Origin of the sequence: Terribacillus sp. AE2B 122, from assembly GCF_902497585.1 — a bacterium.
Lineage (GTDB): Bacteria > Bacillota > Bacilli > Bacillales > Amphibacillaceae > Terribacillus > Terribacillus saccharophilus_A.
In genome coordinates, this window is sequence record NZ_LR700949.1 from 95654 (window position 1) to 108459 (window position 12806).

At 40.4% G+C, this 12806-nt stretch carries 12 protein-coding genes; 10 read left to right on the forward strand and 2 right to left on the reverse strand.

Translation table 11 applies throughout. From position 1 onward, the window contains the following. The first annotated feature begins 38 nt into the window (after nt 1–38). The 5 genes from AE2B122_RS16750 to AE2B122_RS16770 all read left to right on the forward strand — a co-directional run bounded on the left by AE2B122_RS16750 (nt 39) and on the right by AE2B122_RS16770 (nt 4391). Nucleotides 39–1286: an ABC transporter substrate-binding protein gene (locus tag AE2B122_RS16750; protein ID WP_175074796.1), complete on the forward strand. Its 1248-nt coding sequence runs from the start codon at nt 39–41 to the stop codon at nt 1284–1286. A gap of 60 nt (nt 1287–1346) precedes the next feature. After that, nucleotides 1347–2261, forward strand: a complete 915-nt coding sequence (locus tag AE2B122_RS16755) for a carbohydrate ABC transporter permease (RefSeq protein WP_095272809.1) — start codon at nt 1347–1349, stop codon at nt 2259–2261. Beyond that, on the forward strand, nt 2261–3091 hold the full coding sequence (locus AE2B122_RS16760; RefSeq protein ID WP_038558293.1) for a carbohydrate ABC transporter permease: 831 nt from the start codon (nt 2261–2263) through the stop codon (nt 3089–3091). The genes AE2B122_RS16755 and AE2B122_RS16760 overlap by 1 nt, the downstream gene beginning before the upstream one ends. A 93-nt stretch (nt 3092–3184) precedes the next feature. Beyond that, nucleotides 3185–4081 carry an AraC family transcriptional regulator gene (locus AE2B122_RS16765; protein WP_175074797.1) on the forward strand — a complete coding sequence of 299 codons (897 nt, stop codon included), beginning with the start codon at nt 3185–3187 and terminating at the stop codon, nt 4079–4081. 88 nt (nt 4082–4169) lie between these two features. Beyond that, nucleotides 4170–4391 (forward strand): hypothetical protein, encoded by a 222-nt coding sequence (locus AE2B122_RS16770; protein ID WP_095233258.1) that lies wholly within the window; start codon nt 4170–4172, stop codon nt 4389–4391. Nucleotides 4392–4522: 131 nt separating this feature from the next. On the opposite strand, the gene fbp is transcribed toward AE2B122_RS16770, so the two are convergent. Further along, a complete protein-coding gene (gene fbp, locus AE2B122_RS16775) occupies nt 4523–6454 on the reverse strand; it encodes a fructose-1,6-bisphosphatase (RefSeq protein WP_175074798.1) in 1932 nt (643 codons plus the stop codon). Between the two features lie 271 nt (nt 6455–6725). On the opposite strand from fbp, the gene AE2B122_RS16780 reads away from it, so the two are divergent. The 4 genes from AE2B122_RS16780 (at nt 6726) to AE2B122_RS16795 (ending at nt 10812) form a co-directional block, all read left to right on the forward strand. Then, nucleotides 6726–7136: a hypothetical protein gene (locus tag AE2B122_RS16780; RefSeq protein WP_175074799.1), complete on the forward strand. Its 411-nt coding sequence runs from the start codon at nt 6726–6728 to the stop codon at nt 7134–7136. A 164-nt stretch (nt 7137–7300) separates the two neighbouring features. Further along, on the forward strand, nt 7301–8173 hold the full coding sequence (locus tag AE2B122_RS16785) for a YitT family protein (protein ID WP_175074800.1): 873 nt from the start codon (nt 7301–7303) through the stop codon (nt 8171–8173). Nucleotides 8174–8359: 186 nt separating this feature from the next. Beyond that, complete coding sequence (locus AE2B122_RS16790) at nt 8360–9502, forward strand: winged helix-turn-helix domain-containing protein (protein WP_175074801.1); 1143 nt, start codon at nt 8360–8362, stop codon at nt 9500–9502. Between the two features lie 71 nt (nt 9503–9573). Beyond that, on the forward strand, nt 9574–10812 hold the full coding sequence (locus tag AE2B122_RS16795; RefSeq protein ID WP_175074802.1) for an MFS transporter: 1239 nt from the start codon (nt 9574–9576) through the stop codon (nt 10810–10812). Nucleotides 10813–10907: 95 nt separating this feature from the next. Here the strand turns inward: AE2B122_RS16795 and AE2B122_RS16800 are convergent, their stop codons facing one another. Beyond that, a complete protein-coding gene (locus AE2B122_RS16800; RefSeq protein ID WP_175074803.1) occupies nt 10908–11555 on the reverse strand; it encodes a zeta toxin family protein in 648 nt (215 codons plus the stop codon). 176 nt (nt 11556–11731) lie between these two features. Here AE2B122_RS16800 and AE2B122_RS16805 point away from each other — a divergent pair, with 176 nt between their 5' ends. Further along, entirely contained in the window at nt 11732–12796 is a 1065-nt protein-coding gene (locus AE2B122_RS16805) for an LLM class flavin-dependent oxidoreductase (RefSeq protein WP_175074804.1), read from the forward strand. The last annotated feature ends 10 nt before the right edge of the window (nt 12797–12806 follow it).

A 12806-nucleotide genomic window follows, 5' to 3' on the forward strand; every position in this document is an offset into this window, starting at 1 on the left:
TGTAAGCGCTTTAAATTAAAATAAAAGTGAGGGATACCATGAAAAAGCGAATAACGTTACTTCTGGTTTCTTTATCAGCGACGGTTATGCTGGCGGCATGCGGGAACGGTGCCAGCGGCGATGGACAAACGAAATTAACGCTCATGTCAACAGCAACGAATAAGGCAGACCAAGAAATCTTTAAGGAAGTTGTGTCTGAATTTGAAGAGGAAAATCCGGATATCGATATTGAAGATACGTATCCGACAGATGGGTATGAAGAGATGGCGCGCGTTAAGATGGCAGCAAACGATATGCCGGATTTATTTGATACACATGGATGGTCAACTACTCGTTATGCCGAATATACAGAGGATTTAAGTGATATGGAATGGTCAGAGAATCTGGATGAAGCCATGGCAGATATCTTAACTGATGAGACTGGGAAGCTGAATGCTTATCCGATAAACCAAGCACTTGATGGACTGACCTACAACAAAAATCTGTTGGATGAGTATGGAATTGAGCCGCCTGAAACATTTGATGAATTTATGACAGCACTAGAAACAGTGAAAGAAAAGAGTAACGGAGAAGTTGTACCTTTCTGGCTGGGCGGATCAGATAAAAGCCAATTTGGTCAGTACTTTGATCAGTTCGCAACGCCACTGTTGATCACGTCGCCTTCCAACAGGCATGGTGATGCGTTACTGGATGGGTCCTTTGACTGGTCAAATTACACATACCTGCCGGAAAAGCTTGAAGAGATGAATGATAAAGGGTTGCTGAATAAAGATGCTGTTACTGCTCAAACAACCCAGGTTGCGGATTTACTAGCTCAAAATAAAGTGGCATTTATTATGATGAGTGGTTCGATTGGACGTGAGGTATCTGAGCTGAATCCAGATGTACAGTTGGGCACAATGCCGGTTCCTGCTATACATGAAGATGATAAGCCAAGCTGGATTGGCGGCGAACGATTTACTTTAGCTATTTCAAAGGACTCCGAGTATAAGGAAGAAGCTAAGAAATTCATCGAGTATATTGCACAGCCGGAAGTAGCGAAAAAATTTGCAGAAGGAACATCATTGCCGGATGCGTTAACGAATGTTGATGCCGATAATTATTTTGCCGATTTTTATAACCAGTATGAAGGTACACGGATTGAGCCATATTTTGACCGTGCATATCTGCCAAGCGGAATGTGGGATCCTATGGGCGCTACGGGTCAAGAGCTTGTCTCAGGAGCAATGACGCCGGAACAAGTATCAAAGAAAATGAGCGAAGAATATAGTCGCTTAGTGAAATAGTGATATTGCAAACAGAGGGAGCTGATGCTCCTTCTGTTTAGTAAAAGGAGATGAAAGAGAATGGATCAGCCTTTATCATCGACTGAACAAGCGAAAAAAGTAAAAAAACGCAGAAAAGAATCCTCTCTTTGGTGGATGTACCTGCCAAGTGTTTTGCTCGTCATGCTATTTATTGTTTACCCCTTTTTAGATGGCATCCGAATTTCCTTGACGAATTGGAATGGATTTTCACAAATCTATGATTATGTAGGGCTTGAACAATACAAGCGAATGTTTGCAGATCCGGACACATGGCTGGTTGTGAAAAACACCCTATTGTACGGAATCGGGAGTACGGTGCTGCAAAATATTATCGGGCTTGGCTATGCTTTACTGCTTAATTACAACTTAAAGGTGCGGACTTTAACGCGTACAATCATTTATCTACCTGTTATTATCAGCCCACTTGTTATGGGTTACATCTGGTATTTCTTCTTTGCCTACCAAGGTGGAGCGCTGAACGATATTTATAATTGGCTTGGTTTGGATCCGGTCAATGCGCTCGGTAATCCAGAGGTGAACCCATACATCATTGTTTTCGTTAATACCTTCCAGTTTGTTGGTGTTGCGATGATTATCTATCTGGCTGGTTTGCAGAGTATTTCCAAGGAGTATTATGAAGCAGCGAATATTGATGGCGCATCAAGTTGGTCGAAATTCAAAAATATTACGCTGCCGTTGTTGGCTCCTGCAATCACAATCAATGTTGTTATCAATATAATCGGCGGATTGAAGCTATTCGATGTCATTGTCTCACTGACAAATGGCGGACCAGGAAATGCCTCTCAATCGATGTCGACGTTTATGTACTCGCTTTATTTTGCGCGGCAGGATGCGGGTTACGCAGCAACGCAAGGTGTATTGATGGCCCTGATTATCCTGGTGCTTAGTTTGGCAGCGCTTCTCTACCTAAAACGAAAAGAGGTGGAAGCATAATGAATCAAGTATCCAAAAGAGCCAAATGGTTTTTAACAGCTGTAGCTTTAGTGATAACCTTGCTTCATTTAATTCCATACTACATTTTGTTAACGACGGCTTTTAAGCGGGCCGGTGACTTTTCGTCTAAATGGTTGTTCCCAGAATACTTTAGCTTGGAAAACTTCACGGCTGCTTGGGAACAGGCGAATCTGTCTAATGCGTTTATGAATACCTTTGTGATTACCTTCTTTGCAGCAGCGATGCTTATACTATTCGGCTCCTTGGCAGCTTACGCACTGGCAAGACGCCAAACAAGGCTGAATAAGTATGTGTATATGTTATTTGTCGCAGTTATGGTCATTCCGCCTCTGACAGCACTGGTACCGTTATATCAGCTTGTCGTAGACGTTGGTCTGATGAACACACGCCTGGTAGCTGTACTTAATAATGTGGCTGCATTCTTACCGTTAACCATTTTCCTGTATGCCGGTTTCATTCGTTCCACGGTACCAAAAGAATTGGAGGAAGCAGCAAAAATGGACGGAGCCAGCACTATCGGCATCTTCTTCCGAATAGTGTTCCCGCTGCTGAAACCAATTACTGCAACAGTATTGATTTTGTCTTGTGTTTATATTTGGAACGACTATCAGTTCGCCATCTTCTTCTTGCAAGATTCCGATATGCATACATTGACTGTAGCCCTGGCAAGCTTCTTTGGTCAAAATACCAGCCAGCTTGGACTTGTAGGAGCAGCAGCACTGATTGCATCATTGCCAATGATTTTCTTGTTTTTATTCCTGCAGCGCTTCTTTATTGAAGGACTTGCGGCCGGAAGTGTCAAAGGGTAAGAGGGCGGTCTTATCAAAAAAAGCATACTTGAGCAAAACAAGCGGCTATTTTCAGTCGCTTTGTTTGTGTTTATGCCTGATTGGAGGATGAATATGTCTGCTCATCAGCGAGAGGAAGGGTACGGTGTATATGGTTTTCACTTCTATGACGCACTCTTTAATGAGATGGCAAACATTTTACTGCTTGGACGAGATAAAAAAATACCAGGAACTGTTTATGATTGGTACGGAATGCAACGTGAGGACGTAGGAACTTACGTATTCCAATACACCTTATCCGGAACAGGGCAGATTCAGATAGAAGGAACAAGCTATGCATTGAAGCCAGGAGAAGCATTTATCGTAGAGATACCAAGTGATCATCGGTATTACTTGCCCAAAGATAGTGACGGATGGGAGTTTATTTTTATCACCTTAGTGGGCAGTAAAGCAGCAGAATGCTGGCGATTTGCCAAAGCACAGAGTGGTTCTGTGCTAAAGATCTCCCCTGATTCAAAATTGATTCAGCTTTTGTTTCGTATTTATCAGGATACAGCAGAACAGAAGATTACAGATGTTTACCATGCCTCTTCACAAGCCTATGAGTTTATGATGGAATTGTATCGTTTTGTAAGGAATCTTGAAAAATCACCAATTGACCTTTCTATTCCAATTGCAAAGACGCTCTCCTATATTCAGGCGAATTATGCTGAACCTATTGCACTAAATGATATTGCAACTGCTTCTGGCTACTCGCGTTATTACTTTCTGAAGCAGTTTCAAAAAGAGCTGCACATGACTCCGATTCAGTATCTGACAAAGATTAGAGTGCAAAAGGCAGCCGATCTCCTGCTTGCGACAACACATTCTGTTAATGAAATAGCTTTACAAGTAGGATACAGCAATGCGAATTACTTTAATAAAGTCTTCCGCAAAGCGGTAGGGATGTCTGCGGGCAAGTTTAGAAGAAATAAGATTCCATCTAAGATTGATCATTTAATTATTGATTAGATGATATTCAGAAAATCTAAAAAGCACGAACTAAAGATTAAGTTAAAGAACTATATAATTCAGCCGATAGATAGAGCGGAGGGGTTATATGGATAAATTGGATTTTTCAAGTGTTGATAATTCTATCATTAATGAGATGGCTGGCAGACTAGGAATCTTTATGGGGGCGTTACTAGGGGTAGGAATAATAGTAATCATAATTTTTAAGTTATTAAGAGTTCCTAATAAGTTAGCTTCTTTTCTATCTACCTGCATAATGCTTTATACTGCTTATCTATTAGTTACTAAATTTAACGTTTTTACAATGTAAGAAGTGTATTTTATTGAATAATGAGCAGTTATAAAACCGGACATTAGTTGTAGGTATAACAAAGGCCCCTATGTTTGAATAGGAGCCTTTGAACCACGCCAGGTTAAGTAATTCTCACGTTTCTCTTATTTTCACTTCATATACCGATACTCCATCAAATCCTTGAGTATATTAATCTCCTGACATAATTCCTCTCCGACATTCGTTTCGAGGACCTTTTTCCGCTCCAGTTCTTTATCGACTAATCGCTTAACGGATAATACATCGGTTCCGTCATGCAGCACTTCGTCTTTGGAGTTAAAGTGCTTATGGGCGACGAGCTTCATGCCATAGGAGTTATACAATAATGTGTATCCGGCGATGCCTGTTTTAGATTGATAGGCTTTAGAAAATCCGCCATCGATGACGATGATTTTTCCATTTGCTTTGATCGGGTTCTCTCCCTCAATCTCTTTAACTGGTGTATGTCCGTTGATGATGTGGCCATGTTCGGGATCCAGATCGAATTCTGCTAGAATCTTTTCACAGGTTTCCTCGTTCTCGCGCAGGTGGTAATAATGATTCTTTATTTCTTTGTGCGTTACTTTATCCTTGATAAAATAACGTTCAAAGGTTGTCATGGCTCTTTTCCCGAAGAGGGAAGAGTATTCACCTGTCCATAAATACCAGACCATATCTGTCGCCAGGTCATCCGTTACTTCTGGATGAGCAAATGAATAACGAAGGAATTGCTCGAACCTATCTAGCAGCTCGCGGCCAGCGTATTTTTTACCCTCGATCTCCATATTCTCCATGTTGCCATTTTCATCTATCGGTATGCATCCGTGTATCAATAGGTTGCCGTTATAGCGCAGATAAAGACTGCCTTTCCTCATGAGGAAGTTCATGTGTCTAGCCAGCTTTTCAGAATGTTGAACAGAGAATAGCAGCTTTTCGATCACTTGCTGTTCTTCTTCTAATAGCATATCAGGCTGCTTCGGATTGATTGTGCTAAAGCATGTATTTTCTAATGGGTAAGATTCGCCATTCAGTGTAATCTCGTTTGAGTTAAAATCGATTTTCTCAAGCAATAACCGTTCTTCCATATTGAAAAACGCTCGTCTTTTGATAATTGGGCTTTCTAGTTTGAATTGAATCATTGAAATTGCTTGGTGCATTTTTGTTATTTGTACAATTTCTTCCTCAGATGTTTTCTTATCTGCTTGCGTTTTAGGACGGAACGCAGGGTTATCGTCATAATATTTCTCCGCCAGATTAAGTAGCGGGCGAAGGTTGATGCCGTACACATCTTCAATAATGTCTAAGTTGTCATAGCGCGCACAAATACGAAGGATATTCGCTAGACAAACCTTTGATCCAGCAAAGGCGCCGATCCAAAGCACATCATGATTTCCCCATTGCACATCAACAGAATGATAATTGATGAGTTCTTCCATAATTTTATCCGGTTCAGGTCCGCGATCATAAATATCGCCTACAACATGCAGGTGATCTACCACAAGCTGGTGCGTACTGTATGCAAGTCCTGTGATTAACTTGTCAGCTTGTCCGAGCGAGATGATTTGTTCGAGAATTTCGTGGTAATATTGCTCCTTATTTCCGGATTCCTCCGTCTTATATAGGAGTTCTTCAATAATATAAGCAAACTGATTAGGCAATGCCTTCCGCAGTTTGGAGCGAGTATATTTAGAAGAGGCATACGAGATAAGTTTGATCATGCGTTTGATTGTCTTTTTATACCACTCGTTAAGATCCTCGTCCTGATTAAAATCATTTTTTATGATTTGCAGTTTCTCTTCTGGGTAATAAACCAAAGCTGCCAGCTCATCAATTTCTTTTTCAAAGATGACACCGCTGAAGATATCTCGGATTTTTTCTTTTACTCTTCCAGAGCCATTTCGCAGCACATGCTGGAAGGCTTGATATTCCCCGTGTAAGTCACTCACAAAATGCTCCGTACCCTTAGGGAGATTGAGAATCGCTTTTAAATTGATGATTTCAGTGACTACTTTTTCTTCCGTATCATATTTCTGAGCTAGTAAGTCTAAGTATTTGGTGTTCAAGAATATGTATCTCCTTTCAGAATTACTAACTTTTACATAATTTTACTTCTTCTATTATAAGATAAATCTGCAAGTATAGGTGGAATTTGTGACATTGTATCGTATTTTTAAAGTTATTAAAATATTATCTTATATATTCCCTTTTTAACAAGTTATGAAAATAGAAGAACTAGAATCCTGAAATTTTTATATTAACTATTTAATTGGGAAACCTTTATTTATTATTATAATGGTAAAATAGCACTATTGGTGAAATATTTAGGAGGATTCGATGAAGAGAATTATAACGTTGGTAGGTATTATTTTATTTATTAGTTTTGCTGCTAGAATTGTTTTCTACTACGCTTCAGGAGACGTAAGTCAAAAAGACTACGCGAAAGACTTAGTCAAAGAAGAACTAAGTGAGAATGAGGAAATTGATAAGTATAAAATACTTGATGTGGTAACTTTTGGTGAATATAACATTGCTAATGCTACAGTGATGGGGTTACCGAAAGATAATGTTAGACGCTTAGAGATTGAAGTACAAGTAAGAGAAACGACTGAAAATGGGATAGAATCTGAACAAAGCTACTATTATGATTTTTTTAAACTAGAAGGGAGTAACGAATGGCAATATGGTCGGAAGGTATCTTCAGGTACAGCCGATGGAACTCAGCAGTACGAATTAGAGGAGTTTTAATGATCTTATTAAAAAGGGCCTAGGAAGCCCTTTTTTATTGAATGAAGACTAGAAAAAAACAAATATTAACTAAATGGAAACGTTATTAAGTACTTTGAATTTCAGAGGTTTCTTTACTTTATGGTACAATTATAAGGTTAAAAAATTTAGAATGAGGTATTTGTATGAGCAAAAGCAGAAAGCGTAACCGAAGTAAGTTATTCATCTTCTTACGAGGACTGTTCGTCATCCTCGGAGGATTCATCGCAGCATACGGCCTGGAAACCGTCCTGATTCCAAACAATGTATCAGACGGAGGCGTCACTGGTATCAGTATCGTCATTTCTCAACTAGCCGGACTGCCGCTAGGTGCACTAATCGCAATTATCAACCTTCCGTTTGTATGGTTGGGTTATAAACAGATAGGGAAAAGCTTCGCAATATATTCCATTATCGGAATCGCGTCATTATCAATTGGTACCGTTCTTATGCATCACACGCCAGCCATTATCGAAGGAGACACACTGCTCGTCACTGTAGTCGGGGGTATTATCTTAGGTTTAGGTATGGGTCTCGCATTGCGTAACGGCGGAGCAGTAGACGGCATTGATATGCTGGCCGTACTGTTAGCACGTAAGTTGCCATTTGGAACAAGTGATTTGATCTTATTCCTTAACATGTTTGTCTTCATCTTCGTTTCCACTGTATTTGGTCTGCAGGGAGCTATTCTTTCCGCAATCGCCTACTTTATCGCATCCAAAGTCATCCACATTGTAGAAGAAGGTCTAAGCGGTTCGAAAACCTTCAAAATCATTACAACCGAGCCCAAGCTAATGGTAGAAACCATCCGCGATCGACTTGGAAGAAGTGCTACCTATAAGGAAGCATACGGCGGCTATACACATGAGAAATTCATGGAAATTACTTGTGTTATCAACCGTCTAGAGGAAAGTAAGCTGAAAGAAATCATCAATGATATTGATGACGGAGCTTTTGTTACGATTTATGATGTAGCTGAAGTTAAGGGTGGGAACTTTAGGAAGAGTGATATTCACTAACCTTAATGCTGAAATAAGATACTTTTTAAAAACGTGTAATCTTGCTAAACGAGATTGCACGTTTTTATATTTCGGTTTTTCTTTTAGAAAGATGTTATTTATTTTTTTAGAATATGACCATCTAGCAGTAAAATATTGTATCTTTAGTAATAAGGAAATCATATCCAGTTAAAGGGATTGATAAAGATGCAGGGCATATTATTTCAGTCGGATCTTTTCCAGATATGTTATGGATCCGAAAAGATTACACTTTTACCAAAAGAATATGAACTTTTTCAATTACTCTATCAACATCCTGCACGTATATTTTCTCGTCAGGCATTGCTTGATCGTCTTTGGTCTATGTCTGATCCAGTTGATAGGACGGTGGATGATCATATTTATCGCTTGAGGAAAAAGTTAGCTCCTTTATCAGCCGTGGTAACTATTCGAACAGTAAGAGGACAAGGTTATGTATTGGAACAGCTGGCTCAATCCGAATACAATCCGCTTTTGAAAGACCAGGATTTGGCTGAGAGTATGGGCAAGCTGTTCCGGAAATATCACTTATATGGCCAAGGTGATGCACTGAGATTGATGGCAGATAATCAATCGGTTTTTGGGGTGGAATTGGATGATTCCAGCCAGCTATATCTCTATTTTATGAATGGTGAATTTGAGCGTCTGTTGCATTTCGATCATACTGATTTTTGGGATAAGTGCTATTATCTGCTTCATCTTCATTACTATACTTGTGAGGATGCAGAGAAGAGTTTGTTCTATTTCACCAAGGCATTAAATTGTGAGCATTTGCCTCTGCAGCACAAATTAGAGATCAGCTTGCTGAATCGGCTAACTCTGCTGATCCTCACCAAACAATTAGATGAGGCAGCTGTTCTCCTTAAGATTTCCAAACAAGAGATCCTCGATGGAGAGATGGAAGGTTTCGTTCTTATCTTGTACCTAATGGAATTAGGCCTTGCTTTTCTCCAACGGAATGATGCTTGGATTGAGGCTGTATTAGTGATGATTGATAGTGAGCTTATAAAGCGTCCTTTCTCAAGAGAGAAAGCTCTCTTTTCAATCATGCAGGGACTGTATCAACTTTATAAGGGCAATTCCGTTAATGTGAAAGAAACAATAGCAGAGGGTTTTGCCCAATTCCGCAAGGCAAAATATGTACCTGGCATATTCCAAAGCTTGAAGATAATTATCGCCTTTTTAGAAGAATTCGAAGACTATCCAGATTTACATACCTATTACTTCAAAGAATTAGAACAATATAGAGAAATGTATCAGCTTGTAGAATTGGGTCCATATATTAGCTGTGAACTGGAAAAACACTTATAATCCTGCTCTGATATTCCTCTGACATTGCAAAGTTACACTGAAGTCAATAACAGAGGATGGGAGCTTAAAGTATGAGTGTTTGGAAGAACAGCAATTTTACAAAGTATTTCTTCGCCAATGGATTAGCTAACCTCGGGAATTGGTTCGATTTCATTGCCGTGCTGATCCTATTTCGTTTTACCTGGAAAGCAGATCCCATGCTTATTGCTTTAATTCCAGTGTTTTATGCATTACCTAGCATTCTCTTTGGTCAATGGGCCGGCGTGTTGGCCGATCGATGGGATCAGCGAAAGATTCTCATATATTCTGATTGGGTGCGGGCTGTGCTGACTGTCATTTTGCTTTTTTCCAGCACACCCTATGTCGCGCTAGGGATATTATTGCTGCGCAGTACTTGTGGTGCAATAAGCGTGCCTGCTCAGCAGGGTTTTATGAGAAGGATAGTGGAAGAAGATCAATTAATGCAGGCAGTATCACTTAACGGCGGAGTAATTCAATTGGTTAAAGTAGTTGGTCCTCTCATTGGCGGTACTGTAGTAAGCATTTTTTCTACTCACATTGCAATGGGGATGAACGCCTTAGCCTTTATCTTATCTGCATTGCTGCTTTACAGAATACAGATTATCACTTCACATGTTGAAAGGAACAAATCAGCGGTAAAAGAGGGTGTACTGGAATCCTGGAAAAAAGGATGGTATGCAGTTATACATAACCGCATTATTCTTTCCAGCTTATTGTTTGGACTGTTAAGTACACTCGTTATCCAAATGATTGACGTGCAATTAGTCACGTTATTCAGCACGTTGTATCCGGAGCGAGAAGAACTGACTGGGTGGATCACAGCTAGTATTGGGTTAGGATCACTGGTCATGGTTTTAACCTTGAACAGACTCGAAGAAATTCGCAGGTATGGATGGTTTTTCGGAACCGGCTGTTTTAGTCTCGGATTGATGACAAGTGGGTTCGGTTTTCTAACTACAGGAGAAAGCTACATTTTTATAGCACTTGGCTTAGCTTTTATCGGAGGTCTTGGAAATGGACTTGTCTTTGCAGGTGTGAACTACCTTATTCAAAGAGAACCACCGAAGGAAATGGTAAGTAGAGTAGCTGGTATTGTTGATTCTAGCTTGAGCACTTTGTTTATTTTAGGTCCGTTATTGGGCGGTTTTATTATAAATAATATTGGAGTACTTGCAGCTTTCCGCTTAACAGGGAGTGTTATTGCTTTGATTGGGATCGGAGGTATTGTATTTCAGGCTTTTATTTGGAAGAGTGAGTATAGTAACACCAAAAGAAGAAGTGCGAGCTAAACTACATTGAAAGTAGACTTTTTTCGGAACACATGCGACTTCGAAATAGATTAGATATATAGGAAGAAACGGAAGTAAGGTTTTACTGTTTCTTTTTATATTAATCCAAGATCCCTTTTTACTAATTCATAACTCTGGTCGACAGAAAAACTTCCATCCAAACATAAAGTTCTAAGACTCATGTCTTCTGCATCCTTTACAACCTTATGTGCAAACCCACTATCTCTTTTCATCCAATTAGAAAAAGCCAAACCAGGATCATCATACTGATCAAGAATACGATGAATCCATTCTCTTTTCTTATAATGATCTTCTTGAAATTCCGGCGTCGGCACCATCCAAATTGCATGGTTCAAGTCAGTAAGAAGTGGAGCAACTTTATGAGGCAACAACGCTGCTCCTTCCACAACGATAGGTGTTGTTTTAGGACGGGATAATAAGTCCTCCAGTATTAGACTAAACTGCTCCTCATACACACGAACTACATCTTCAATTTGTTCCTCAACGGTTAGCGAACAAAACTGCGTAGACCAGACCTGATTCCATGTCTGGTCTTTTATTTTGTACATGTTAGGATGCTGATCCGGTGTACTGCGGGACATATGGTCATCATAGCAATCATCGCATTTGTAATAGGTAAAGCCGTATTCAGCTGCGAGCTTTCGGGCAATGGTTGTTTTACCGGCACATGGAGAGCCGCCGATCCAATAGATGTGTGAGAGTGGTTGTGCGAGATTAACCAATGGATTACCCACCTTTTCGATACATTAGTGAGCATCCATTATAGCTTAATCCGAGAAGATGTACTTAATGGTTACACTTTGTCACTTTTGCTTAACACATTGTAAGCTCCTTTTATTTTCTGAATAATTATACAATTTGTGTATGTTAAATACACAACACAAAAGGAGCGATACAAATGGACTTCGGAATTTTCTTGCCAATAGCGAATAATGGGTGGATCATGTCGAATAACTCACCGCAGTATATGCCAACGTTTGAATTGAATAAGGATATTGCGCTGCGGGCAGAGAATATGGGGTTGGATTTTGTGTTGTCGATGGTAAAGTATCGCGGGTATGGAGGAAAGACGGAGCATTGGGATTATGCGATGGAGTCCTTCAATCTGATGGCGGGTCTGGCAGCTGTTACAGACAAGATTGGGATTTATGCGTCGGTGCAGCCGCTCACATATAATCCAGCAATGGCAGCGCGGATGGCGGCGACGATTGATGATATCAGTGATGGGCGCTTTGGCTTGAATGTGGTGGCAGGCTGGAATAAGTATGAGTATTCTCAGATGGGGCTATGGCCTGGGGATGAGTTCTATGGCGATCGTTATGACTATGCGGATGAATGGCTGACGGTTGTGAAGCAGCTGTGGGATAAAGGACGGCTAACGCATAAAGGCAAATACTTTGAGCTGGAAGATTGCATGTGTCAGCCGACGCCAAAAACGAAGCCGAATCCGCCAATTGTTTGTGCAGGTATGTCTGACAAAGGCTTGGAATTCACGATCAAGCATGGTGATATCAATTTTGTTGCAGGTGACTTTGACCGCATCGCCGAGCTTAGTGCCAAAGGGAAAGCAATTGCAGCGAGCATGAACAAGTCGATCAAGACTTATGCAGTGTATACAATTATTTCTGCTGAAACAGATGAAGAGGCGGAGGACATCTACTTGAACTATATCGAAGGTACAGATAAAGGTGGCTTCGATGGGCTTCAGGATGCACGTGATAACGATAAAACAGGCTCGACGATGGAACTGCTCGGTGAAATCTTTATTGTACCAACGCTTGTTGGATCCCCAAAAACAATTGCCGAACAGATTGAAAGAATTGAGAAGGAAACGATGATCGACGGCTTGCTGTTCACATTCCCTGACTTTGTGACAGATATGAATTTCTTCGAAAGTGACATCGTGCCATTGCTGGATGCCAAAGGACTCCGCAATACAGTCGTAAAAGAAATCATCGGTTAAGGGGGAGATT

Excerpts from the sequence above, each read along its gene's own strand:
- AE2B122_RS16750 (WP_175074796.1), top strand. The coding sequence starts at position 39 with ATGAAAAAGCGAATAACGTTACTTCTGGTTTCTTTATCAGCGACGGTT.
- AE2B122_RS16755 (WP_095272809.1), top strand. The coding sequence starts at position 1,347 with ATGGATCAGCCTTTATCATCGACTGAACAAGCGAAAAAAGTAAAAAAA.
- AE2B122_RS16760 (WP_038558293.1), top strand. The coding sequence starts at position 2,261 with ATGAATCAAGTATCCAAAAGAGCCAAATGGTTTTTAACAGCTGTAGCT.
- AE2B122_RS16765 (WP_175074797.1), top strand. The coding sequence starts at position 3,185 with ATGTCTGCTCATCAGCGAGAGGAAGGGTACGGTGTATATGGTTTTCAC.
- AE2B122_RS16770 (WP_095233258.1), top strand. The coding sequence starts at position 4,170 with ATGGATAAATTGGATTTTTCAAGTGTTGATAATTCTATCATTAATGAG.
- AE2B122_RS16780 (WP_175074799.1), top strand. The coding sequence starts at position 6,726 with ATGAAGAGAATTATAACGTTGGTAGGTATTATTTTATTTATTAGTTTT.
- AE2B122_RS16785 (WP_175074800.1), top strand. The coding sequence starts at position 7,301 with ATGAGCAAAAGCAGAAAGCGTAACCGAAGTAAGTTATTCATCTTCTTA.
- AE2B122_RS16790 (WP_175074801.1), top strand. The coding sequence starts at position 8,360 with ATGCAGGGCATATTATTTCAGTCGGATCTTTTCCAGATATGTTATGGA.
- AE2B122_RS16795 (WP_175074802.1), top strand. The coding sequence starts at position 9,574 with ATGAGTGTTTGGAAGAACAGCAATTTTACAAAGTATTTCTTCGCCAAT.
- AE2B122_RS16805 (WP_175074804.1), top strand. The coding sequence starts at position 11,732 with ATGGACTTCGGAATTTTCTTGCCAATAGCGAATAATGGGTGGATCATG.